The organism is Nonomuraea sp. NPDC050663 (genome assembly GCF_044456985.1).
In the GTDB taxonomy this organism is placed as follows: domain Bacteria; phylum Actinomycetota; class Actinomycetes; order Streptosporangiales; family Streptosporangiaceae; genus Nonomuraea.
Genome location: NZ_JBITGL010000005.1, coordinates 539,729 through 563,297, shown reverse-complemented (window position 1 = coordinate 563,297; position 23,569 = coordinate 539,729). Strand labels below are relative to the sequence as shown.

Here is a 23,569-nt window from a genome sequence, read left to right as displayed (position 1 = left end):
AGCGATTCAGTGTGCCATATCTTCCGGCCCGAAGCGAAACGACAGCTCCTCGAGCAGCGCCCGATCATGCTTGTCAAGGCCGGTCAGGCGCGCCGCGAGATCGGGCCGGTTGTCGACCGTACGGCGCAGCGCCTGGTCGCGCCGCCACCGCGCCACCTTGCCGTGATGGCCGGACAGAAGCACATCGGGTACGGCATGGCCGCGCCAGACGGGCGGCTTGGTGTAGACGGGACCCTCCAGGAGGTTCTCCATCGCCCCGGGAGCGAAGGAGTCGTCCACCACGGAGTTGGCGTTGCCCAGCACCCCGGGCAGCAGCCGGCCGATCGCCTCGATCATCACCAGGACCGCGACCTCGCCCCCGGCCAGGACGTAGTCGCCGATGCTGACCTCCACGACCCGCATGCGCTTGCCGTACTCCGCCATGACCCGCGAGTCGATGCCCTCGTAGCGTCCGCACGCGAACACCAGCCACGGCTCGGCGGCCAGCTCCTGCGCCATCGCCTGGGTGAAGGGGCGGCCGCTCGGCGTCGGCACGACCAGGACGGGCGAGCCGTCGCCGGCGATGTCGTCGAGCGCCGCTCCCCAGATCTCCGGCTTCATCACCATGCCAGGGCCGCCGCCGTACGGGGTGTCGTCGACGGTCTTGTGCACGTCGTGCGCCCAGTCGCGCAGCTGGTGCAGCCGCACGTCGAGGGTGCCCGACGTGCGGGCCTTGCCGATGAGGGAGACCTCGAGCGGCGAGAAGTACTCGGGGAAGATCGAGACGATGTCGGCTCTCACGGCTCCAGCAGCCCCTCGGGCGGGTCGACGACGAGCTTGCCGCCCTCCAGGTCGACGACCGGGACGAGCGCCTTGACGAACGGGATGAACACGTCCTTGCCCACCACCAGCAGGTCCTGCCCGTGATGCAGCACGTCGGTCACCTCGCCGACCTCCTGCCCCGCGACGGTCACCACGCGCAGCCCGATGAGCTGGTGGTCGTGGAACTCGTCGGGGTCGTCAGGGGCCGGCACGTCGGCGGAGTCGATGAACAGCATCGTGTCGCGCAGCTCCTCCGCCTCGTCGCGGGAGCCGACCCCCTCGATCCGGAGCAGCAGCACGTCCTTGTGCCAGCGCGCCCCCTCCACCACGAGGTCGCCGAAAGCGGTGCCCGGCTGGAAACGGGCCTCCGGGTCGTCGGTGAGCACCTCGACGGTCACCTCGCCGCGCACCCCGTGGGGACGGCCGATGCGGCCGACGGCTAGCTCCACATGAACTCCTCAGAAACGACCGCACCCCCACCGGCACGAAACCGATGAGGGCGCGTTCAGACGAAACTTCCGCTAGCGGGCCACTTCGTACAGGTCACGAAGATCGACCTGGACGCGCTTCCCTCCGGACAGGGCGTTGACGACAGTGCGCAGCGCCTTGGCGGTGCGGCCGTTGCGGCCGATGACCTTGCCGAGGTCGTCGGGATGCACCCGGACCTCGAGCACGCTCCCGCTGCGGATGCGGCGGGCACGGACCCGGACGTCGTCGGGATGTTCGACGATGCCCTTCACGAGGTGCTCGAGTGCCTCCTCGAGCATGTCAGGCCTCGGCCGGAGTCTCGGTGGAGGCCTCCTCGGCGGGAGCCTCTTCCTTCTTCGGCTTGGCCTTCCTCGGCGTGGTGGCGGTGGAGGAGCCGGTGTCGCCACCGGACATGGCCTCCTTGGCCGCGGCCTCGTAGATCGCGTGACGGTCGGCCTTGGGCTCGGCCACCTGCAGCGGGGCCGGAGCCGGCTCACCCTTGAACTTCTGCCAGTCGCCGGTGAGCTTGAGCAGCTTGAGAACCGGCTCGGTCGGCTGCGCGCCGACACCCAGCCAGTAAGCGGCGCGCTCGGCGTCGATCTGGATGACCGAAGGGTTCTCCTTCGGGTGGTACAGGCCGATCTCCTCGATCGCCCGTCCGTCACGCTTGGTGCGGCTGTCGGCGACGATGACACGGTACTGCGGGTTGCGGATCATGCCGAGCCGCTTGAGCTTGATCTTGACTGCCACGGGTGTGGTCTCTCCTGCATTAGAGCGCGGGTGAACGACATCTCATCGAGTGGGGCACGATGCGAAGCCGCTCGAAGGGACAGGCGCGACAGGCGGGAGATGAGAGGGCACCCACACAGTCACGGTGTTCCAACATGTCATTGTGCCAGATGGCCAGCACTGCATACGACCAGGTACGGCAGGCGTTCACAAAGCATCGGCAAGCACGGTGTGTCCAGCAGGGGGCGTCATGCCTTCTTACCTGCCAATTTCACACGTGACCATCACACTCAAGTCTCGCGCGCTGCTGACGGCAGCCGTGGCGACCGTGTCGGTCGGTGCGCTGCTCACCTTCTCGGCGAGGGCGACTCCCGGCGATTACGGGCATGCCAATGGCGTGGAACTCACCCTCCCCGCGATCCCTGCGATCGGGCAGCCTGCCTTCCAGGGGACCTGGGGCTCGGTCGCCGTCGACGACACACCGGGGACCGACAGCGCCACCCATCCGACGTGGCCCGACCCTGACGGCGTGACGCAGTACATGAGCCTCGCCAACGGGACGCTCGAGGCGACGGGAGTGGACTCGCCCGACGCGTGGCGAGGCTCGTCCAACCTGGTCGTCGACCAGTTCCAGCTCTCGCCCTCCGGTCAGATCCCGCTGCTGTTCACGGGCAACGTCAGCACCTTCGCGCAGTGCACCGAGCAGGCCGACGGATTCGCCGCCGTGCAGACGGCGCCGGGCACGGTCCGCGTCTTCGGGGAAGCTCCGGCCGGTGGAACAGCCCTGGAGAACGGCGGCGACGTGACCATGACGCTGACCGGGGCGGAGCTCGGCCTTCCCAGCGTGGCGAGCGGGGACATCACCGCGAGCAGGACCGATGTCGTCACCCCTCCGGGAACGCTTCCTGCCGAGGCGCGCACTGAGGTGACCTTCACCGCCGTCCTGCGCGACGAGGCGGGCGAAGTGATCTATTCGGGCGACCTGGCCTTCCTCGTCCTGGCCAGGACCGAGGCGAACTGCAACTCGGTTCCCACGCCGACACCCACCACTCCGACGCCCACCCCGACGACCACGACCCCGTGCCCGACCGAGACGCCCACCACTCCAACGCCCACGCCCACCACTCCGACGCCCACCCCCACGACGCCCACACCCACGCCCACCACTCCGACCCCGAGCCCGACCGAGACGCCCACCACCCCGACACCCACCCCGACCACACCGACTCCGAGCCCGACCGAGACACCCACCACTCCGACGCCGACACCCACGACGCCCACGCCCACATCGACGTCGCCCAGCCCGACAGAACCGCCGACGGAGCCGCCGACGAACTCCCCCTCGCCGACGCCCGACGACAACCCGTCGCCCAGGCCGCCTCACGGCGGTGGCGATGACGGGGACATGTCGATGGTCTCGGGCCGCGACGAACTGCCCTTCACGGGCCTCCAGCTCGTCTGGCCGCTGGCCGCGCTGGCCGCGATCGCGCTCGGTCTGACGGCCCGCTACATGGCCCGCCGCCGCTGACCGTCCCGTGAAGCCGGGCGCACACCCGCGCCCGGCGTACGGCCCGGCCTGCCGTAGGGCCCAGCCCTGCCGTACGGTGCCCTCCTGCCGTACGGCACCGCGCCGCCGTACGGCAGGAGGGCACCGTACGGCGGGCCGCCATGGCGTCGAGACCCGGCGCTGAGACCGCAGCCGGCACGGCGACGAGGACGGGCGCCGAGGCAGAGGCCGCAACAGCGGCGACGGCAGGCGCTGAGATCGATGCCGCGGCAGCGGCCAGGACAACCGACGAGACCGAAGCCACCACACCGGCGCCGGTAGGCGCCGGGACCGGTGCCGCGGCGCCTTACCGCACGCCGCCCACGACACTCCACGGGATATCGTCGCCGGCGTGCCGGTCGTCCTCCTTCACCGCGAGCTCCGCACACCGGCGCCCCTGCTCCCGCAGCGGGTTGGTGACGGACACGATGCCCGCCCGCCGCCCTTCCTGCGACGCGTCCCACCCCAGGTAGACCAGGTCCGGGTGGTTGTCGCGCAATGCCTGCCGCGCCCCCAGGGCGAGCTCGTCGCTCATGGCCATGACGACCCCACCGCCGGCGAGGTGAGGCGCGAGCAGCCGGGCGGCGGCGTGCCCGTGCTGCCGGGAGTTGCGCGCCACGACGGCCACGGGAGTGGCCGCCCAGTCGAGCCCCGCCCCCGCGATCGCGTCGCGGAAGCCGCGCATGCGGGCGTTGGTGACGTGGAAGGTCACGCGTTCTGGCACGTGGGCGCCCGTCGTCAGGCCGGGCTCCCGCCCGCGGTCGAGCGGGAAGGAGATCACCACCGGCGACCTGCCGTCGCGCAGCCCGAGCGAGGCCATGGCGAGGGCGGCGGCGTGGTCGTCCTGGGTGACGCACGCGATCCCTTCGCGTCGTGGGCCGCCTTGGATGGCGGCGGGGCGGGGGTCGTCGGCGACCGCCGCCAGTACGGGGTCGTCCTCGGCCGTGGTCCAGAGCACGAACGCGTCGACCGCGGCGGAGAGCACGCGGTCGGCGTCGGCGTCGTCGCCGCGGGTGGGGATCAGCGTCAGGCCGAGCCCTTCTTCGACGCAGACCTCGGCGACCCCGGCCAGGAACTGCGCGGCCTGGGGGTCGTCGAAGGCGTAGGCCAGGTGCTCGCCGAACACCACGCCGAGCTGGCGGGTGCGGCCGTACTTCAGCGCGCGGCCCATGGCGTTGGGGTGGTAGCCCAGCTCGCCGGCGGCCTGGTGGACGCGTTCGCGGGTGGCGTCGGCCACGCGCGAGGGGCGCGTGAAGGCGTAGGAGGCGGTCATGAGGGACACACCCGCCCGATCCGCCACGTCCTTCAGCGTCACACGTTTTCGCACGAACCCATGCTAGTTGTGTAGCGTTACACATATGCGTATGCCCCACCTGGCACCCCTCCTCGGATTTGCCGGATTCGGCGCTTTCTGGGGCGTATGGGGCGCGACCCTCCCCCTCCTGCGCGCCCAAGCCGGAGTGAGCGACACCGAATTCGGCCTCGCCCTGCTCTTCGTGGCCGCGGGGGCGCTGCCCGCGATGCTCGCGACCGGCCACCTCGTCGACAGGCTCGGGTTGCGGGTGGCCGGGGTGCTGCTCGCGCTGCTGGGCGTCTCGGGTGTCGTGCTCGCCTTCGCTCCGGGTGACCTCGTGACGTTGTGCGCGGGGATCCTCCTGGTGGGAGCGGCCTCGGGAGCGGCCGACGTGGCGATCAACACGCTGGCGGCGACGGTCGAGAAGCGCACGGGGCGGCCCGTGGTGTCGCGCTCGCACGCCGCCTTCTCCGCCGCCGTCGCGCTCTCCAGCCTGGGAGCGGGCGCCCTCGCCGGCCTGGCGGGCAGCCTGCCGGTGAACTTCGGCGCCGCCGCGGTGATCGCCGTCGCGCTGGGCTCGGCCGTCGTCGTCTCGACACGCTCGATCCCGGCGCCCGGTCGCGAGCCTGCCGTGCCGCCGCGCGCGGGGCGGCGGGTGGTGTGGTGGGCCGTCCCGCTCCTCATCGGCGCGATCGGCGCGCTGGCGTTCGCCTCGGAGAACGCCTACCAGTCCTGGGGCGCCGTCCTGCTGACCGACTCGTTCGCCGCCTCTCCCCTGCTGGCCTCGGCCGCGCCCGCGCTCTTCGCCACGACGGCCGCCGTGCTCCGGTTCGCCGCCGCGCCCCTCACGCTGAGCCGTCCGATCGCCACGCTGGTCGGCGGCAGCGTGATCGCCACGGCCGGAGGGGTGGTGACGGCGTCGGCCGCCACGCTGCCCCTGGCGCTGGCCGGGATCGTCCTCGCCGCCGCGGGCACCTCGATCCTCTTCCCCACCCTGCTGTCGTACGGCTTGCGCGGAGTTCCCGACGGGTCGCGTGGCCGGGCGGCTTCGGTCATCTCCACGGCCGCCTACGTCGGCTTTCTCGGCGGTCCTGCGTACTTCGGGATGCTCGCGGACGCCTTCGGCGTGCAGCGGGCCTTCCTCGGGGTGGCGGCACTGACCGTCGTCCTGCTGGCCGCGCTGCCGGCGACGAGAAGGCGCCGTCCAGGAGACACCCCGGACGGCTCACATGAACGCGGCGCCGGAGGACGAAGCGGCGAGCCCCAGCCGACAAGGTAGGCAGACAGGGCGCGCAACGAAAAAGGCCGTGCCCCGATCTCTCGGGGCACGGCCTAAGGGATCATCCCTATGCGCGAGGAATGATCCCCCATACCTGCATCGCATACAGCACCGCGATCGCCAGCACGAGCACCGCGATCACCATCCGAGACCGCCGCGAGCCGTTCACCAGGCTCCCGGCGAACGCCCGGAGCCTGGCCCACCATCCGGCTCGCCGCGGTTTCACTTCTGGTCCGGCAGATTCAACTTGGAAGGATCGAACCCGGGCGGCAGCTGCATCCCCGGCGGCAGGCGCAGGTTGCCCAGGGCGCCGCCCTTGGCGGGCTTCGGCTCGTCGTCGGCGGCCTCCGGCTTGGCCTTGCCCAGCGCGGCCTTGCGCGGGTCGCCGCTGACGCGGCGGCCCTTGGCCTTCTTGGACTGCTTGCCCTGCTTGCCACCGCGCCCCGGCATGCCGGGGATGCCGATGCCGCTGGCCATCTTCTTCATCATCTTCTGCGCCTCGAAGAAGCGCGTGACGAGGTTGTTGACGGCGGAGACCTCGACGCCGGAGCCGCGGGCGATGCGCGCGCGGCGGGAGCCGTTGATCATCTTGGGGTCGGCGCGCTCGCCGGGCGTCATCGACCGGATGATCGCCTGGATGCGGTCGAGGTCGCGCTCGTCGATGGAGTTGAGCTGGTCGCGCATCTGGCCCATGCCGGGCATCATGCCGAGCAGGTTCTTGATCGGTCCCATCTTGCGGACCATCATCATCTGCTCGAGGAAGTCTTCGAGCGTGAAGTCCTCGCCCGAGGTGAGCTTGCCCGCCATCTTGGCGGCCTGCTCCTCGTCGAAGGTCTTCTGGGCCTGCTCGATCAGGGTGAGGATGTCACCCATGTCGAGGATGCGGGAGGCCATGCGGTCGGGGTGGAAGGCGTCGAAGTCTTCGAGCTTCTCACCGGTCGACGCGAACATGATCGGCTTGCCGGTGATGTGGCGCACCGAGAGCGCGGCGCCGCCCCGGGCGTCGCCGTCGAGCTTGGTGAGCACCACGCCGTCGAAGCCGACGCCCTCCATGAAGGCCTGCGCCGTGGTCACGGCGTCTTGGCCGATCATGGCGTCGACGACGAACAGGACCTCGTCGGGCGAGACCGCGTCGCGGATGTCGGCGGCCTGCTTCATCAGCTCGGAGTCGATGCCCAGGCGGCCGGCGGTGTCGATGATGACGATGTCGTGCTGCTGGCGCTTGGCGTACTCGATCGAGTCGCGCGCGGCCTTCACCGGGTCGCCGACGCCGTTGCCCTCGAAGGGCGCGTAGACGGCCACTCCGGCGCGCTGGCCCATGACCTGCAGCTGCTGCACGGCGTTGGGGCGCTGGAGGTCGGCGGCGACGAGCAGGGGCACGTGGTTCTGGCCGACCAGCCACTTGGCCAGCTTGCCGGCCAGGGTGGTCTTACCGGCACCCTGCAGACCCGCGAGCATGATGACCGTGGGCGGCGTCTTGGCGTAGCGCAGCCGGCGCGTCTCGCCACCCAGGATCGCGATGAGCTCGTCGTTGACGATCTTGACGACCTGCTGGGCGGGGTTGAGCGCCTGGGAGACCTCCGCGCCGCGGGCGCGCTCCTTGACCTGGGCGACGAACGCCCTGACCACGGGGAGCGCGACATCGGCCTCGAGCAGTGCGATGCGGATCTCGCGGCACGTCGCGTCGATGTCGGCCTCGGAAAGGCGTCCCTTCGACCGGAGGGAGGAGAAGACCGATGTCAGGCGGTCGGATAGCGTCTCGAACACGTGGTGGACCAGTCCTCGGGATATTTAGGCTTGGCTTCCAGCCTATCCCCAACCGGAGACCGCGGCGTCGACGTTGAGCGCGTGCTCCACAAGCGTGATCAAAGAGGCCTTCACCGAGCCGCGTTCACGCGCGTCCAGCCGTACCAGCGGGACGGAGGGAGACAAGGTCAGAGCCTCGCGCACCTCGGTGTCACCGTGGGCGAACTTGCCGTCCCAGCCGTTGAGACCGATCACAAAAGGCAGCTGGGCTTCCTCGAAATAGTCGATGGCCGAGAAGCTGTCGGCCAGACGACGGCTGTCGACCAGGACGATGGCGCCGATGGCGCCGCGCACCAGGTCGTCCCACATGAACCAGAACCGCTGCTGGCCAGGTGTGCCGAACAGGTAGAGCAGCAGGTCGCGGTCGAGCGAGACACGGCCGAAGTCCATGGCCACCGTCGTGGTCGACTTCAGTGGCGTCATGGCCAGGTCGTCGACGCCTACGGACGCGTCGGTCATGACCGCCTCCGTGGTCAGCGGCATGATCTCGGAGACCGCCCCGACGAAGGTCGTCTTGCCGACTCCGAAGCCACCGGCCACCACGATCTTCGCGGAGGTCGTCTCAAAGCCTGCGAAGTCCACTGAGTACCCTTTCCAGCAGCACCCGGTTGGGCCTGCCCGAGTTCAATTCAGGCTGGTGCACTCGGACCAGACCTTCTGCCGCCATGTCGGCGATCAGCACTCTGACCACGCCCAGCGGGATCCGCAGCAGCGCGGAGACTTCGGCGACCGAGCGGACCTGCCTGCATAACTGGCTGATCGCCTGGTACTCCGGAGTCATGTGCGTGAGTTCCCTGCGCTCGGCCGTCGCCGAGGAGACCAGGGCCTCCATCGCCAGCTTCATCCGCGGGGCCGTACGTCCGCCGGTGACCGCGTAGGGGCGCACCGGCGAGGCGGGATCGGATTGGGGAGGGGGTTGGGGCAGCGGGTCCCACCCACCGCTGTTCCACCGGGGATCCGTCATCGGCTCACCTGGTCTGGCTGGCGCGAAGCTCGGCGCGTACGGCAGGCGTCAGCACCTGGCCCGCCCGCTCGACCATCAACGTCATCTGGTAGGCCACCAGTCCCATGTCGCAGTCCGGTGCGGCCAGCACCGCCATGCACGAGCCGTCGCTGATCGCCATGATCAGCATCAGCCCGCGCTGCATCTCCACGATCGTCTGGTTGACCGCGCCTCCCTCGAAGACCCTGGCGGCGCCCTGGGTGAGGCTGATCAGGCCGGAGGCGATCGCGGCGAGCTGGTCGGCGCGGTCGGGCGGAAAGCCCGACGAGGACGCCAGTGGCAGGCCGTCAGAGGAGACGACCACGGCGTGCGCGACACCTGGCACACCGGAGACGAAGTCTGTGATCAACCAGTCGACTCCACGAGCCGCGTGACTCAGATCGTTCATTGGCCCTCCTCCCTGCTTTCAACGTGGCCGGGGCCCGCGGGATACGCCCGGCCCTCGGTGAGATCCGCGCGGGCCGCGCGGAATCCCTGCTGGAAACTGGACAACCGGCTCCTGACGCGATCGGGGGCGTAGGTCGGCGCCGGCATCGGCATGGGCGCCTTGGGCGCCGCGACCGGGGCCGCGGCCGGAGCGGCGGACGCACCGGCCGAGCCGGGCACCAGGTTCGCCTTCGGCACTCGTTTGGGCAGGCCCGCGGAGGTCGGCGCGTCGGCGACCGGCTCGCGTGCCGCCGCGGCGGCGGTCCATCCGGCGTCGGCCTTGGTCGATCCCCAGGAGGCGCTGTCGCCGCCACCCTGCTCGAACCAGGCGGACTCGACCGAGGCGAAGATCGGCAGGAACTCGTCGCCCGCAGCGGGCTTGACCACCGGGATGGGGCCGGTCGCGGCCGACTCCGTCTCGGGGAAGCCGAAGGAGCGGCGTGGGAGCGGCGCGGCCTCGTCGGGGTTGGGGAAGTCGTAGCGCTGCCGTCTGGCGGGCGGGGGCTCGCCGAACGACCACGAGGAGGGAGCGGGCTCCTCCGGCGGCGCCTGCGCGGGGGCGTTCCAGCCGCGCGACGACAACCACGGGTCCTGGGTGTCGAATCCGCCGGTGGCGACCTGTGGCTCCGACGGCCACGAGGGCCCGGGGTCGGAGGGCCACTGCGGAGCGCTCGGCCACGACCCGGCCACCTGGTCGGGTACGGCGGGCGTGCCCCAGCCCGGCGCCTGCGCCCCCCCGGCGAAGGGGTCCTGCGACGGGAACGGGTCGGCGGGTCCGCCGGCGAAGCGGTTGATCGGCGCCTGCACCGCGGCGAAGGAGTCGGTCTCGAAGCCGGTGGAGGGTGCGCCCGTGGCGAGCGGCGCGCCCAGCAGCGATTCGGGGAGCAGCACCATCGCGGTCAGGCCGCCCGCGCCGTGCGGGCGCAGCTGAACGCGCACGCCGTGGCGGTGGGCCAGCCTGGCGACCACGAACAGGCCCATGCGCCGGGAGACCGACACGTCGACGTCGGGGCTGTGCTCCAGCCGCTCGTTGGCGTGGGCGAGCTCCTCCTGGGTCATGCCGATGCCCTGGTCGGTGATCGCGACCATCATGCCGCCGCCGTCGATCCTGCTGCCCGACACGGTGACGCGGGTCTCGCGCGGGGAGAAGGACAGCGCGTTCTCCACCAGCTCGGCGAGCAGGTGGATGATGTCGTTGACCGCCTGGCCGGCGACGGCGACGCCGCCGGGCACCTGCAGGACGACCCGCTCGTAGTTCTCGACCTCCGACAGCGAGGCGCGGGCCACGTCGACCAGCTGCACCGGCTGGCTCCAGCGGCGCGGCGGCTCCTGGCCGGCCAGGACCAGGAGGTTCTCGCTGTTGCGGCGCATGCGGGTGGCGAGGTGGTCGAGCTTGAACAGGTTGCCGAGCCGCTGCTCGTCCTGCTCGCCCTGCTCCAGGCCGTCGATGAGGGTGATCTGGCGCTCGACCAGGGTCTGGGAGCGCCGGGAGAGGTTGACGAACATCGCGTTGACGTTGGCGCGCAGGCGGGCTTCCTCGCCGGCCAGCCGTACCGCCTCGCGGTGGACCTCGTCGAAGGCCCGTGCCACTTCACCGATCTCGTCCTCGGAGTCGACGCCGATCGGCGTGACCGAGCCCGCGGCGGGCTCGCCCGTCTCGCGCAGGACGCGGACCGTCTCGGGCAGGCCGGTGCCGGCGATCTGGAGCGCTTCGCTGCGCAGCCGGCGCAGCGGGCGGACCAGCGAGCGGGCCATGAGGGTGGTGACGAGCAGGACCAGCAGCAGGAGCAGGCCGCTGCCGCCGGCGGCCAGCAGCGCCGAGCGCTGCGCGGAGTCCTGGAGGGTCTGGATCTGCTGGATGATCGAGTCCGACAGCTGCTTCTCCACCGTGCGCATGCCGCCGATGGTGGAGCTGATGACGTCGAACCAGCGGTCGGCGTCCTGGCGGACCTTCGGATCCAGGTCGAGTGTCCTGAGCCCCTTGAGGTGCTGGGTCTGGGCGACGAGGCGGTACAGCTCGGCGCGGTCGACCTTGGCGCCGGTGACGGTGTCGTCGTAGGCCTGCCGGTGGTCGATGGAGGCCAGGGCCTTGAAGGAGTTGACCTCGCTCTCCCGCTGGGCGTAGGCGGCGACGAAGGCGTCGTACTCCTCGGTCTTGAAGCTGCCGGTGAGGACCGCGGCCGACAGCAGGGCGCGCATGGTGGAGGCGTGGTCCTTGGCGCGGTTGAGCGCCGCCATGGCCTGGATGGACTTGCTGAGCGACTCGTCCAGCGCTCCCTGGTCGACCTCGTCGTGGAAGGTCTCCAGCACGTCGATGATCTGTGAGTACTTCTTCAGCGTGGGGAGCGCGAGGAAGTTGTTCTTCGTCGCCTGGTCCCGGACGATCTTTACTTCGGCGAGGCGGCCCACGGCCGTCCCGGCCAGGGTATCGGCGGCCTCACCGTGCGAGCCGTCGATGATCGCGGCTCTCGTCGTCACCTTCGCCATGGCCTCGTCGACCATCGGGAAGGCGTTGCTGTAGAGCTCGCGCAACTTCTCCGTACGGCCCGCGCCGACGAAGGCGACCGCCCGGTCGCGTTCGAGCTCGAGCGCGTCGGCCAGTTCCGCGATGGCGGCACTGAGCTCGGCCTTCTCCAGGCTGCGCTGGTATTCGTTGACCCGCGAGATGGAGTCGACGATCTGTAAGGCTCCTACCAGGACGCTTACCACCGTCGGCACCGCGATGAGGGCGATGAGACGCCATCGAACTCGCCAGTTGCGCAGTGCGAACCTGCCGCTCTTCACGCCTTTCGCCCTTCTGTCGCCTGATCCAGGTCTCGCTCTGACTGGCCTGACAGGGCCGGTGCCCGTCCCACGAGCAGCCTCGGGTTAATGGGGATCCACGACGTTCCTCTTGAGGCAAGAAGTAATTTGAGCACATCCTGACCTGTCAGGCCAACAGAACATTAGCCTCATAAGCCTCAATTCATCCGACATCCGGTGTCAAGAAGCTATAAAGCGGACATACCTCTTCAATTCCCAACAAGTGGTGTGTCCAGAACGAAATGATTCATGGCCATTGACGGATAAGGTCCTGTACGATCTCCGTCCTGTCCGCACGGCTATGCCCCCCTACCCCTCGGGCCCCGCGCGCGTACAACTTCCCCTCCCCCAAGGAGAGTCATGATTTTCGGGCCTCTCGCACGTGCGTCCGTTATCGGATTGGTGGCGTTAACCCTCGCCGCCTGCAGCAACAGCGCGCCGAGTGAGTCCGCCGGCGCGGCCAGCGGTCCGCTGGAGAAGACCACGCTGAACATCGGGATCACTCCGACGCCGTCCTCCGCCCCGGTCTTCATCGCCATGAAGAGGAACTTCTTCAAGGATGAGGGGCTGACCGTCAAGACGACGATCATTCAGGCGCCGCAGGCCGCGATGCCCCTGGTCGCCAACGGCAGCATGGACATCTTCAAGGGCAGCTACGTGTCGATGCTCAACATCCAGGACGCGGGCCAGAAGCTCAAGATCCTCTCCGACACCCTGCAGGGCGCCCCCGGCATCGCCGGCGTCGTGGTCGCCAAGGGCTCGCGGATCCAGACCGCCGAGGACCTCAAGGGCAAGACCATCGCGGTCAACTCGCTGAAGAACCTCGGCGAGCTGTCCGTCTCCGCCCACCTGCAGATCAACAGCCTGGCCCCGACGGACGTGAAGTTCGTCCCCTTCAACTTCGACAAGCAGATCCCGGCTCTGTTCGGCGGCCAGGTGGACGCCGCCTGGCTCGTGGAGCCCTTCCTCACCGCCGCCCAGCAGGAGGGCGCGCGGCTTCTGCTCGACACCAACTCCGGGCCGACCGACGCCCTGCCGATCGACGGCTGGGGCACCACAGAAGACTGGGCGGCCAAACACCCCAAGACCGCCGCCGCCTTCCAGCGGGCCGTCACCAAGGCCCAGCGACTGGCGGCGACGGACCGCTCCGCGCTCGCGGAAGTGGTCCCCAGCTACACCCAGATCCCCAAGGAGGCCGTCATGACGATGGCCATGGGGACCTTCCCGACCTCGCTCAACGCGAGCCGGATCCAGCGGGTGGCCGACCTCATGTACGACTTCGGCTATCTGAAGAACAAGATCGACGTCGAGTCAATGATTTTCCAGGGAGCAGCGCAATGAGAAGGCTGACTCAGATATTCGTCGCGGGGTTGGCCACTGCGCTGACCATCACCGCCTGTGGGTCCGGTGGCAACCAGACTGCCACCTCGACGGCTTCGCCCGCCGGCTCGGCCTCCGCCGCTCCGGCCGGCGGCGGTCTCGAGAAGACGGAGTTGCTCGTCGGTGTCGTACCGGTGCCGTCGTCGGCCCCGCTCTTCATCGCCGAGAAGAAGGGCTTCTTCAAGGAGGAGGGCCTGACCGTCAAGACGGAGATCATCCAGGCTCCGCAGGCGGTCATGCCGAAGATTCTCAACGGCAGCATGGACGCCTTCCTCACCAGCTACGTGTCGCTCATCGCGATCAACGACTCGGGCGCGGCCAAGGTCCGCCTGATCCAGCACGTCCAGGAGGGCGCGCCCGGCGTCGCCGGGGTCGTCGTGCCGAAGGGCTCGGCGGTCAAGACCGCCGCGGACCTGAAGGGCAAGACCATCGCGGTCAACGCCCTCAAGGCCATGGGCCAGGCCGTCACCAACGCCCACCTGCAGGCCGCCGGCCTCACCCCCGACCAGGACGTCAAGTACGTCGCGGTGCAGTTCGCCGACCAGCTCGGCGCGCTGGCCTCTGGCAAGGTCGACGCCGCCTGGCTGGTGGAGCCGTTCCTGACCGCCGCCCAGCAGCAGCTCGGCGCGACCCAGGTGATCGACACGATGTCCGGCCCGACCGCCTCCTTCCCGATCGACGGCTGGGGCGTCACCGAGGAGTGGGTCGCCAAGAACCCGAAGACCGCCGCCGCCTTCCAGCGCGCGCTGGCCAAGGCCCAGGCGCTGGCCGGCAGTGACCGCACCGTCATCGACGAGGTCGTGCCGACCTACACCCAGATCCCGGCCGAGGCCGCCAAGGCCATGAAGCTCGGCGTCTTCTCCGCCGAGGTCGACAAGACCAAGTTCCAGGCGCTGGCCGACCTGCTGACCGGCCTGGGCTACATCAAGGCCAAGCCGGACGTCTCTACGTACGTCGCCAACATTTCCGGATGACCCCTTCGCGTTACAGACGAGGAATCCTGGGCGCCTGTGGTGTCCTGGGGTTCCTCGTCCTCGTTGAGCTGGCGGGCCGGGTCGGACTGATCGATCCCGGCCTGCTCCCTTATGTGTCGGACGTGCTGATCGCGGCCGCCGGCCTTCCCTTCGAAGAGAAGTTCCTGACCGACGTGCTGGCCACGCTGGAGGCCTGCGCGCTGGGCCTGCTGATCGCCCTGATCACGGCCGTCCCCGCGGGCCTGCTCCTGGGAACGGTGCCGGTCGTGGAGCGCTCGGTGCGTCCGCTGGTGGAGTTCCTGCGCCCGATCCCGTCGGTCTCGCTGATCCCGCTGGCCATGTTCCTCTTCCCGGCCAGCCAGGACGCCAAGACGGCGCTGGTGGCCTACACCTGCGCCTGGCCCCTGCTGATCAACACCATGTACGGCCTGGCGGACGTCGACCCGCTCGCCAAGGAGACGCTGCGCAGCTTCGGCTTCGGCCCGCTGGCCGTCGTCCTGCGGGTGAACCTGCCGAGCGCCGCCCCGTTCATCGCCACCGGCATCCGCATCGCGGTCTCGGTGACGCTCATCGTCGCGGTCAGCGTGGAGCTCATCGCCGCGGGCGACGGCGGCCTGGGCACCTTCATCTCGCTGGCCGGCGGCGCCAACCGCGTCGACCGCATGCTCGCGGCGACGGTGTGGGCGGGCATCATCGGCCTGGCCGTCAACATGCTGTTCACCATGGGCGAGCGCAGGGTCTTCCGCTGGCACCAGGCCAGGGCGGGGGTGGCCGGATGACCCTCGCAGCACGACGCGGCCGCGTCAGCCGCTTCGGCACCGGCCTGCTGTGGTACTGGCTGATCCCGGTGACCGCGGTCGTCTGGGAGGTGACCACCAGGCAGCTGGAGGCCGTCTACTTCCCGCCGCCGTCGGTGATCGTGGTCCGCCTGCACGAGATGTGGTTCTCCGGGCCGCTGTCGCAGGCGTTCCTGACCGACGAGGCGCTCGACGACCTCGTGCCCAGCCTGACCAGGCTCTTCGTGGGCTGGGCCGCCGCGGCGGCCGCCGGGGTGGTCGTGGGGCTGATGCTGGGCCGCTCGGCCCGGCTGGCGGCGCTCGTGGAGCCACTGCTGCACTTCGGACGCTCGGTGCCGCCCTCCACGCTGCTGCCGGTGTTCCTGCTGCTGTTCAAGATCGGCACCCCGATGCAGGTGGCGTCGATCGTCTACGGCGTCATCTGGCCGGTGCTGATCAACTCGATGGACGGCGCGCGCTACGTCGACCGTCAGTACATCGAGACGGGCACCGTCTTCCGGGTCAGCACGAGCCAGCGGATCCTGCGCATCATCCTTCCCGCCGCGGCGCCCAAGATCTTCGCGGGACTGCGGCTCAGCGTCTCCCTGGCGCTGATCATGATGGTCGTCTCCGAGCTGGTGGGCAGCAGCGAGGGCATCGGCCACCGGCTGCTGGAGGCCCAGAGCGAGTTCGACATCCCCGCCATGTGGGCGGGCATCGTCCTGCTCGGCGTGCTGGGCATCGTGCTCAACTCGGCCTTCATTGCCGTGGAGCGCGTGGTGCTCTCGTGGCACCACCAGTCCAGGAAAGCCGCCTCCGAGCTGTAGGCAGGCCAAGAAGAAGGGGGAGGCGGGTGCGACCCGCCTCCCCCTTCCGCTGTCTAGGCCACGCGCTTCTCGTCGATGAGGGTGCGCTTGACGCACTCCCCGTTCCTGATCCACTGCCACACCCGGCTCTTGCTCTTGCCGTCGTCACTCAGCACGATCAGCTCGAACAGCCGCATGTCCTCGCCCTCGGCCTTGTAGATCCAGTGCAGGTAGATCGTGGAGTCGTCGAGCTCCCAGAAGGTGCCCCTGATGCGCTCGGTGTCGAAACCGCAGCGACCGTCGCCCAGGTAGGTACCGGGGAACTCCAGGACCTCCGTGCGACCGTCGTCCCAGGTGTAGCGGTTGGTCTGGTGGTAGGTCACGTCATCGACGATCCGGCAGGTCAGGTGCGAGCGGTGCCGGTCGATGAGGTTTCCCTCGCCGTCGAGGTGGGTGTAGGTGCCCTCCCACTCGCCCTCGTGCCGTGCCAGCAGCGGCATGTCCTCGCGCAGTCCCATCAGTTCTCGCCCTTCTCAGTGTTGTGCCACCAAGGATCGGCTCCTTGGGATCGGTTGACCAGGTAGGACCGGCGCCGCACGAAGCGCTGGATCGAGGCCTTGCCCATGCGCGAGCCGCCCAGGCCCGACAGCTTGAAGGAGTTCTTCTCCCCCTCGTGGACCAGGGCGGTCAGCGAGGCGTCGTTGACGCTCACCGCGCCCACCTGCAGACGCGCCGCGACGGCCCTGGCGCCGGCCTCGTCGGCGGCGAAGACCGCCGCCGACAGGCCGTAGGCGGACTCGTTGGCCATGGCCACCGCCTCGTCGGCGTCGGCCACCGGCATGACCGGCAGCAGCGGCCCGAAGGTCTCCTCGGTCATGACGAGCATCGAGTGGTCGACGCCGGACAGGACGGTCGGGCGGCACCACAGGCCGCCGCCGTGCTCCTCGATCACGCCGCCGGTGTGCACGCGGGCGCCGCGCTCGACGGCGTCGGCCAGGTGCCGCTCGATGACCTCGACCTGGTCGGCCGCGATGATCGGGCCGATGGGCCCGCCCTCGCAGGTGAGCCCGACCGCGCCGGCCTTGGCGGCGAGCAGGTCCAGGAACTCGTCGTGGACCGACCGCTCGACGTAGATGCGCTCGATCGACTGGCACGACTGCCCGGCGTTGGCGGTGGCGCCCCACAGGATCGCCGAGGCGGTCCTGTCGAGGTCGGCGCCTTCCAGCACGATCGCCGGGTCCTTGCCGCCGAGTTCGAGGAAGGCCGGCACGAAGGCGCGGGCGGCGGCCTCGCCGACCTTCCTGCCGGTGGGGACGCTGCCGGTGAAGACCAGGGCGTCGACCAGCGGCACCATCTCGGCTCCTGTGGCGCCGTCGCCCTCGACCAGCAGCAGCGGCACCTCCTCCGGCACCAGGCGCATCAGCGGCTCGATGAAGCGCGGGGTGACCTCGCTCGGCTTGACGATCACGGCGCACCCCGCGGCCAGGGCGGGAACCGCGTCGATCATGCCGAGCAGCAGCGGCAGGTTCCACGGGCTGATCACCCCGACCAGCTCGTACGGCACGGCCTCGCCGCCGACGACGATCCCCGGCAGCGAGGCCGGGGAGTCGTCGGGCGCGGCGAGCAGGGCCGGGGCCTGGGCCACCCAGCGGTGGATCAGCCCGGCCACGATCTGCCGTTCCAGCAACGACTCGCCCGTCCGCCCCGTGTCGGCCACCAGGGCTTCCAGCAGGGCCTCGTCGGTCGCGATGGCCTGAGCCAGCCGGGTCAGGGCAGGACCCCTGTCCGTCGCCCGCCAGGCGGCGGCCGCCTCGCGCAGCCCCGCCGCCGCCGACGCGAGCTGCGCGGCGGACGGCGGGGACAGCACGTGGTCGGGCTTCCCGGTCAGCGGGTTCCTGACCTGTGTCATACAGCTACGCTCCGTTGGTCGCGCACCACTGGGCCCAGGTGGAGGTGCCACCGCCCAGCTGCTTGTTGTAGAAGGAGGTCCAGGAGTTCTCGCTCGTGCCGGGGGCGCTGGGGCTGGTCTTGTACAGCGGCCAGCTGGCGTCGACGGCGGTGCGGATCCACGGCTCCAGGCTGGAGTAGCCCGCCAGCGACCAGCTGCGGGCGTGGTAGGTGAGCTGGCCCTGGACACTCGTCTCGGGCAGGCACATGAACGGCGCCCACGGGCTCGTGCGCGCCCAGCTGATCTTGGTCTTCATGTGGCCGCCGGGGTACCAGCCGTTGCCGGTGGCCCGGGCGTACACCTCGTCGAGGTCGACGTAGAAGTCGAACATCTCCATCGCCGAGTAGGTGCCGTTCTTCAGCCCGAAGCTCTCGCCCAGCGTGGTGCCGAAGTTGGTGCGGACCGGGATGTCGCTGGTCCACTCGACCTCGTCGTGCATCGTGCGCAGGGCCGGGCCGACGAAGCTGGAGGTGACGTTGAACGGACCGAAGTTCACGTTGGCGTTGTTGATCGGGACGACCGGGTAGGTCTTGCCGTCGATCGGGTTGGTCCACTGCGTCAGGATCTGCGTGGGGTTGTTCGGGTCGGTGTAGAAGACGATCTCGCGCGAGAGCTGGTAGAGCTGGTTGGTGTTGGGCACCCGGTACAGCTGCCGGATGTTGTAGCCCTCGATGTTGAAGAGCTTCTGCCCGTGCACGATGCCGGGGGCCAGGGCGTTGCCCTCGACGTTGGCGTAGACCGAACCGGAGATGCGGAAGACCATGTCCTCCCCGTCGGGCCGGCCGTACGTCTGCAGCGCGAGCTTGGCGGCCTGGTCGGTGACCTGGATGTAGACCGGTCCCGGATGAGTGGGGTCGGAGGTCTCCTCGGCCACGGCGGCGGTGCCCGTGGAGGCGAGCATCACCACGCACATCGCGATTGACGTGGCTAAACGCTTGTTCATCGAATCTCCAGTGAGGGGAGGGGTGAAGCGGCTGGAAAATCCGACCATCTTCAGCGAAGCGATGTCAACGAGGCAGGTGAGATGATATCCCGGCGTTGTTAACTAAAGTTGCAAGCCTCCCGAAAAGTGCATTTGACCCATTTTGTCGGTAATTGGTGCACTCGCGTGGCTCCCGGATCAATGGTCGGATAGAGTCCCCATGCTCAGGTAGCTCGCGCCTCAAGGATCCAGCTTGCTCGAGATTTCGAACCTCACGCACACATACGGCAGCGGCCCCTCCGCCCACCACGCCATCGACGGGCTGAGCCTCAGCGTGGCCGAGGGCGAACTGCTGTGCATCGTGGGCCCTTCCGGCTGCGGGAAGTCCACCCTCCTGCGCTCGATCGCCGGGCTCATCAAGCCCACCGGCGGCCAGATCGCCATCGGGGGGCGCACCGTCACCAAGACCCCCGACGACCTGGCGGTGGTCTTCCAGGACTACAGCCGCTCGTTGTTCCCCTGGATGACGGTGGCCGACAACGTCGCCATGCCCCTGCGGCGGCGCACCATGGACAAGGCCCAGCGCAGGGCCGCCGCCCAGGAGGCCCTGGAGTCCGTGGGCCTGGCCGACGCGGGCAAGAAGTACCCCTTCCAGCTGTCCGGAGGCATGCAGCAGCGGGTCTCCATCGCCAGGGCGCTGGCCTACCGCCCGACCCTGATGCTCATGGACGAGCCCTTCGGCTCGGTCGACGCCCAGACCCGCGAGGACCTGGAGGACCTGGTCCTGCAGGTGCGCGGGCACCACACGATGACCATCGTGCTCATCACCCACGACATCGACGAGAGCGTCTACGTCGGCGACCGGGTCGTGGTGCTGTCGAAGGCCCCGGCGCGCGTGGTCGGCGACCTGAAGGTGGACCTGCCGGCGCCGCGCGACCAGATCACCACGCGCGAGCACCCCGACTTCGTGCACCTGCGCGCCGAGGTGGGCCGCCTGGTGCGGGGCGTCGAGCGCACCCACGCCTGATCCCCCGGGCGCCTGATCTGCCGGGCGCCTGATCCCCCAGGCCGCAGAACCCCCGGGCGGGAGGCGGCGCCCTGCGCTGTCAGGCGCCCTGTCAGAGCCGCCCCTCGCTGATGTCCGCCTTGGCGGCCCGCACGCCCTCCTGGAAACTGTTCAGCCTGCTGCGCACCAGCGAGGCGGGCGCGTGCGTCGGGGTGGGCGTCACGCCTCTGGGCATCGCCCCGCTGGGCGCGGAGCCGGGCACCAGGTTGGCCTTGGGCACCCGCTTGGGCAGCCCCGCCGCGGTCGGAGGGTCCTTCACGGGGTTGCCCACGACCGCCGCCGCGTTCCAGCCCTCGTCGGTCTTGGCCGAGCCCCACTCGCCGTCCGGGCCGAACCAGGCGGACTGCACGGAGGCGAAGATCGGCAGGAAGTCGTCCTCCGATCCCCCCGGCTCGGGCACCAGCGGGTGGGCGCCCAGCGGTAGCGACAGGTCCGCGAGCCCCGCCGTGGTGTCGGGAGGCCACGGCGGCGTCACCGGCCTCACCCGCGGCCTGAGCCTGACCCGCAGGCCGCCCTCCACGGGGCTGGTGAGGATCGCGGAGGGCAGCAGGACGAGCGCCGTCAGCCCGCCCTCCTCGTTGGCGCGCACCTGGACACGGATGCGGTGCCGCCTGGCCAGGCGGGCGACCACGAAGTGCCCCATGCGCCGCGAGGCCGTCACGTCCATCGCCGCGGCGTGCGCCAGGCGCTGGTTGGCCTGCATCACCTCGTCGGGCGTCATGCCGATGCCCACGTCCGACAGCGCGACCATGATGCCGCCGCCGTCGAAGCGGCTGCCGGCCATCGTCACCGGGCTGGCCAGCGGCGAGTAGGCCAGCGCGTTCTCGGTGAGCTCGGCCAGCAGGTGCGCCAGGTCGTTGGCGGCCTCGCCGCTGACCGCGACCCCGTCGGGCATGTGCGCCGAGACCCGGTCGGAGTCCTCCACCTCCTCCAGGACGGCCATGGCGATGTCGCTCAACGTGACCGGCTGCGTCCAGCGCCTGACCGGATCCTGCCCGGCCAGCACCAGCAGGTTGTCGCCGTTGCGTCGCATGCGGGTGGCCAGCAGGTCGAGCTTGGTGAGCGTGTCGGGCTGCCACTCCCCCTGTTCGAGGCTGTCGATGAGGGTGATCTGCCGCTCGACCAGCGCCTGCGATCGGCGGGAGAGGTTGACGAACATGGCGTTGACGTTGGCCCGCACGCCCGCTTCCTCCTGCGCCAGCCGTACGGCCTCGCGGTGGACCTCGTCGAAGGCGCGTGCGAGATCGCCGACCTCATCGTCGCCGTGCACGCCGATGGGTTCCACCGGCGGCGTGGCGTGCTCGCCGTGCTCGCGCAGCAGCCGGACGGTCTCGGGCAGCCGCTCGTTGGCGATCTGCAGGGCCTCGCCGCGCAGCCGCCGCAGCGGCTGCACCAGCGACTGGGCCATGGCCAGGGCGACCAGCAGGACGAGCAGGATCATGGCGCCGGTGGCGAGCGCGGCGATGCCGCCGTCGCGGTGGGCCTGGGAGCGCAGCGCCAGGGTGTGCACGTGGATCGACTGCATCAGGTGCTGTTCCAGCAGGCGCATCGCGTCGACCTTGGCGCAGGCGGCCTCCGACCACAGCTCGGCGTCGCGGTTGCTGTCCGGCACCAGGTCGAGGGCGCTCCGGCCGTTCTGGGCCTGGGTCAGCGCCAGCATCCGGTACAGCTCGGCCTGGTCGATCTTCTGGCCCGTGACGGTGTCGTGGTAGAGCTGGCGCTGCTCGACGGTGGCCAGCTGCCGGTAGGTGGCGACCTCACCCTCGACGCGCGCCTGGGCGCCGATGAGGACGTTCAGCTGGGCCGGGCGCAACTCTCCTGCCAGCAGGACCCCGGTCATGACCGAGCGCAGCCTGGCCGCCTGGTCCTTGGCCCGCGACAACGCGGCCAGGGCCAGGGTGGTGTTCTTGATCTGGCCTTCCGGGCTGTCGCGGGCGATCTCCTGGTTGAACTCCTGCAGCACGGTGACGAGATCGTCGTAGCGCGCCATCGCCGACAAGGCGGGAAGCTCGCTGGTCATCACGAGGTCGCGGACGAGCGGGAGCTGCCCCAGTCTGGCCACGATGCGGCCGGCGGGCTCCGAGGGCGGATCGAGGCGGGCGGCCTGCGTGGCCACCGTCGCGACGATCGTGTCCACCCGCCCGAAGGCCCGCTGGAGCGAGGCGAGCCTGGTCTCGGCGCGCGAGGCGGAGATGTAGCGCACCGCCTGGTCGCGTTCGGCCGACAGGTTGTGGATCAGCTCGTAGATCGTCTCGCCGAGCTGGGCCCGGTCCATGACGAGCTGGTACTGCCCGGCCTGCCGCATGGAGCCGGCCACCTGCAGCCCGCCCATGACGAGCGCGGCGACCGCGGGCACGATGATGATCGCGATGAGTCGCCAGCGCACGCGCCAATTCCGCAGGGCTAATCGCATGCATGCACCGAAACGCCGGAGGGGTGAGAGCAACCTGAGCATATACCTGGAAAGCGGGATTTTCCGTTAGAGCTGCGCATATTGGCTGGTAAAGGGGGTCGCCTGGTTCCGAACCGGGGGTCAAGGCCACCCGGGGCGCTACCGGGCCCGATCGCCTGGGACTAGGGTGATCGCCCATGAGATGGGGCGCCGTCCTGGCCGGCCTGACGCTGGTGGTGTCCGCCTGTTCCGGCCCCGGCTCCGGCGACGCTCCGGAGAAGACCGAACTGCGCGTCGCCGTCCTGCCGATCCCCGACGCCGCTCCCCTCTACATCGCCCTCCAGAGGGACCTCTTCGACGACGAAGGGCTCACCGTCAGGGCCGAGATCGTCGATGACAGCACGCGCGCGGTGCCCAGGCTCGCCGCGGGCGAGCTCGACCTGGCCATCGCCGACTACATGACCGTCTTCGGCCTCGTCGACAAGGGCGCCAGGCTCAGGGTCGTGGCCGACGCCTCCCAGGCCGGCCCCGGCACGGCCGCGCTCATGGCCCAGAAGGGCTCGGGCGTCACCACGATCCAGGAGCTCAGGGGCATGAAGGTCGCCGCCCCCGCCGGGATCGGCACGTTGCTGGTGGAGGTGACGCTGAAGGCCAACGGCATGGAACCGGACGACGTCACCATGGTGCGTGTGCCGTACCCCGACCACGCGCGGGCCCTGAACGACGGCCGGGCCGACGCCTCCAACGCCTGGGAGCCCTACGTGACCGCCGTGGAGAAGGCGGGCGGGATCAAGCTCGCCGACACCGTCGCCGGGCCCACCGCGGACTTCCCGGTCGCCGGCTGGGTGGCCGCCGACGAGTGGGCGGCCAAGCATCCGCGGACGATGGCGGCCTTCCAGCGCGCCCTGCTGAAGGCGCAGAAGCTGGCCGCGGGCGACCGCAGGGCCGTGCAGGACGTGCTGCCCGCCTACGCGGGGATCGACGCCGCCACGGCGGCCGCGATGGTCCTGCCGGCCTACCCGATCACGCTCGACGTCAAGCGTGTCCAGAGGGTCGCCGACTTCATGACGGAGTTCGGCCACCTGAAGGCGAGGCTGGACGTGGCACCGCTGATGGCGCAGCAGCCACCGCAGCTGCGGGCGGGGTGATCG

The 23,569-nt window shown here is 70.1% G+C and carries 22 protein-coding genes; 8 read left to right on the top strand and 14 right to left on the bottom strand.

Going from position 1 to position 23,569, the window contains the following annotated elements; translation table 11 throughout:
* Window positions 1-6 precede the first annotated feature (6 nt).
* The 4 genes from trmD to rpsP form a co-directional block, all read right to left on the bottom strand.
* Entirely contained in the window at window positions 7-780 is a 774-nt protein-coding gene (trmD, locus tag ACIBH1_RS19650; protein ID WP_397315218.1) for a tRNA (guanosine(37)-N1)-methyltransferase TrmD, read from the bottom strand.
* Window positions 777-1,250: a ribosome maturation factor RimM gene (gene rimM / locus ACIBH1_RS19645; protein ID WP_397315217.1), complete on the bottom strand. Its 474-nt coding sequence runs from the start codon at window positions 1,248-1,250 to the stop codon at window positions 777-779. Before rimM ends, trmD begins: the two co-directional genes overlap by 4 nt.
* Before the next feature lie 72 nt (window positions 1,251-1,322).
* The gene (locus ACIBH1_RS19640) at window positions 1,323-1,568 is read right to left on the bottom strand and encodes an RNA-binding protein (protein WP_181611994.1); all 246 of its coding nucleotides are present in this window, start codon (window positions 1,566-1,568) and stop codon (window positions 1,323-1,325) included.
* 1 nt (window position 1,569) lies between these two features.
* On the bottom strand, window positions 1,570-2,019 hold the full coding sequence (rpsP, locus tag ACIBH1_RS19635; protein ID WP_397315216.1) for a 30S ribosomal protein S16: 450 nt from the start codon (window positions 2,017-2,019) through the stop codon (window positions 1,570-1,572).
* A gap of 256 nt (window positions 2,020-2,275) precedes the next feature.
* Here rpsP and ACIBH1_RS19630 point away from each other — a divergent pair, with 256 nt between their 5' ends.
* Window positions 2,276-3,526, top strand: coding sequence for a hypothetical protein (locus tag ACIBH1_RS19630; RefSeq protein WP_397315215.1), 1,251 nt, complete (start codon window positions 2,276-2,278; stop codon window positions 3,524-3,526).
* 325 nt (window positions 3,527-3,851) lie between these two features.
* On the opposite strand, the gene ACIBH1_RS19625 is transcribed toward ACIBH1_RS19630, so the two are convergent.
* Complete coding sequence (locus ACIBH1_RS19625) at window positions 3,852-4,871, bottom strand: LacI family DNA-binding transcriptional regulator (protein WP_397315214.1); 1,020 nt, start codon at window positions 4,869-4,871, stop codon at window positions 3,852-3,854.
* A gap of 31 nt (window positions 4,872-4,902) precedes the next feature.
* On the opposite strand from ACIBH1_RS19625, the gene ACIBH1_RS19620 reads away from it, so the two are divergent.
* Window positions 4,903-6,117 (top strand): MFS transporter, encoded by a 1,215-nt coding sequence (locus tag ACIBH1_RS19620; RefSeq protein ID WP_397315213.1) that lies wholly within the window; start codon window positions 4,903-4,905, stop codon window positions 6,115-6,117.
* 222 nt (window positions 6,118-6,339) lie between these two features.
* Here ACIBH1_RS19620 and ffh read toward each other — a convergent pair whose 3' ends face one another.
* From ffh to ACIBH1_RS19595, 5 genes are read right to left on the bottom strand one after another with little or no spacing between them, the layout of a single operon-like run.
* Window positions 6,340-7,884, bottom strand: a complete 1,545-nt coding sequence (ffh, locus tag ACIBH1_RS19615; protein WP_397315212.1) for a signal recognition particle protein — start codon at window positions 7,882-7,884, stop codon at window positions 6,340-6,342.
* A 42-nt stretch (window positions 7,885-7,926) separates the two neighbouring features.
* A complete protein-coding gene (locus tag ACIBH1_RS19610; protein ID WP_397315211.1) occupies window positions 7,927-8,505 on the bottom strand; it encodes a GTP-binding protein in 579 nt (192 codons plus the stop codon).
* On the bottom strand, window positions 8,486-8,887 hold the full coding sequence (locus ACIBH1_RS19605) for a DUF742 domain-containing protein (RefSeq protein ID WP_181611987.1): 402 nt from the start codon (window positions 8,885-8,887) through the stop codon (window positions 8,486-8,488). The genes ACIBH1_RS19610 and ACIBH1_RS19605 overlap by 20 nt, the downstream gene beginning before the upstream one ends.
* Before the next feature lie 4 nt (window positions 8,888-8,891).
* Window positions 8,892-9,314, bottom strand: a complete 423-nt coding sequence (locus tag ACIBH1_RS19600; RefSeq protein ID WP_397315210.1) for a roadblock/LC7 domain-containing protein — start codon at window positions 9,312-9,314, stop codon at window positions 8,892-8,894.
* Window positions 9,311-12,136: a nitrate- and nitrite sensing domain-containing protein gene (locus ACIBH1_RS19595; protein WP_397315209.1), complete on the bottom strand. Its 2,826-nt coding sequence runs from the start codon at window positions 12,134-12,136 to the stop codon at window positions 9,311-9,313. The genes ACIBH1_RS19600 and ACIBH1_RS19595 overlap by 4 nt, the downstream gene beginning before the upstream one ends.
* A 420-nt stretch (window positions 12,137-12,556) precedes the next feature.
* On the opposite strand from ACIBH1_RS19595, the gene ACIBH1_RS19590 reads away from it, so the two are divergent.
* From ACIBH1_RS19590 to ACIBH1_RS19575, 4 genes are read left to right on the top strand one after another with little or no spacing between them, the layout of a single operon-like run.
* Window positions 12,557-13,495: an ABC transporter substrate-binding protein gene (locus ACIBH1_RS19590; RefSeq protein ID WP_397315208.1), complete on the top strand. Its 939-nt coding sequence runs from the start codon at window positions 12,557-12,559 to the stop codon at window positions 13,493-13,495.
* The gene (locus ACIBH1_RS19585) at window positions 13,492-14,508 is read left to right on the top strand and encodes an ABC transporter substrate-binding protein (RefSeq protein WP_397315207.1); all 1,017 of its coding nucleotides are present in this window, start codon (window positions 13,492-13,494) and stop codon (window positions 14,506-14,508) included. Before ACIBH1_RS19590 ends, ACIBH1_RS19585 begins: the two co-directional genes overlap by 4 nt.
* Window positions 14,505-15,287 (top strand): ABC transporter permease, encoded by a 783-nt coding sequence (locus tag ACIBH1_RS19580; RefSeq protein ID WP_397315206.1) that lies wholly within the window; start codon window positions 14,505-14,507, stop codon window positions 15,285-15,287. The genes ACIBH1_RS19585 and ACIBH1_RS19580 overlap by 4 nt, the downstream gene beginning before the upstream one ends.
* On the top strand, window positions 15,284-16,111 hold the full coding sequence (locus tag ACIBH1_RS19575; protein WP_397315205.1) for an ABC transporter permease: 828 nt from the start codon (window positions 15,284-15,286) through the stop codon (window positions 16,109-16,111). The genes ACIBH1_RS19580 and ACIBH1_RS19575 overlap by 4 nt, the downstream gene beginning before the upstream one ends.
* 53 nt (window positions 16,112-16,164) lie before the next feature.
* Here the strand turns inward: ACIBH1_RS19575 and ACIBH1_RS19570 are convergent, their stop codons facing one another.
* From ACIBH1_RS19570 to ACIBH1_RS19560, 3 genes are read right to left on the bottom strand one after another with little or no spacing between them, the layout of a single operon-like run.
* Complete coding sequence (locus ACIBH1_RS19570; RefSeq protein WP_397315204.1) at window positions 16,165-16,608, bottom strand: DUF3598 family protein; 444 nt, start codon at window positions 16,606-16,608, stop codon at window positions 16,165-16,167.
* A complete protein-coding gene (locus ACIBH1_RS19565) occupies window positions 16,608-17,999 on the bottom strand; it encodes an aldehyde dehydrogenase family protein (RefSeq protein ID WP_397315203.1) in 1,392 nt (463 codons plus the stop codon). The genes ACIBH1_RS19570 and ACIBH1_RS19565 overlap by 1 nt, the downstream gene beginning before the upstream one ends.
* 4 nt (window positions 18,000-18,003) lie before the next feature.
* Window positions 18,004-18,981: a DUF1838 family protein gene (locus tag ACIBH1_RS19560; RefSeq protein ID WP_397315202.1), complete on the bottom strand. Its 978-nt coding sequence runs from the start codon at window positions 18,979-18,981 to the stop codon at window positions 18,004-18,006.
* A gap of 232 nt (window positions 18,982-19,213) precedes the next feature.
* On the opposite strand from ACIBH1_RS19560, the gene ACIBH1_RS19555 reads away from it, so the two are divergent.
* The gene (locus tag ACIBH1_RS19555; protein ID WP_397315201.1) at window positions 19,214-19,987 is read left to right on the top strand and encodes an ABC transporter ATP-binding protein; all 774 of its coding nucleotides are present in this window, start codon (window positions 19,214-19,216) and stop codon (window positions 19,985-19,987) included.
* Window positions 19,988-20,078: 91 nt separating this feature from the next.
* Here the strand turns inward: ACIBH1_RS19555 and ACIBH1_RS19550 are convergent, their stop codons facing one another.
* Entirely contained in the window at window positions 20,079-22,412 is a 2,334-nt protein-coding gene (locus ACIBH1_RS19550) for a nitrate- and nitrite sensing domain-containing protein (protein WP_397315200.1), read from the bottom strand.
* A gap of 203 nt (window positions 22,413-22,615) precedes the next feature.
* Between ACIBH1_RS19550 and ACIBH1_RS19545 the strand changes: the two genes are divergently transcribed.
* Window positions 22,616-23,566 (top strand): ABC transporter substrate-binding protein, encoded by a 951-nt coding sequence (locus tag ACIBH1_RS19545; protein ID WP_397315199.1) that lies wholly within the window; start codon window positions 22,616-22,618, stop codon window positions 23,564-23,566.
* Window positions 23,567-23,569 lie beyond the last annotated feature (3 nt).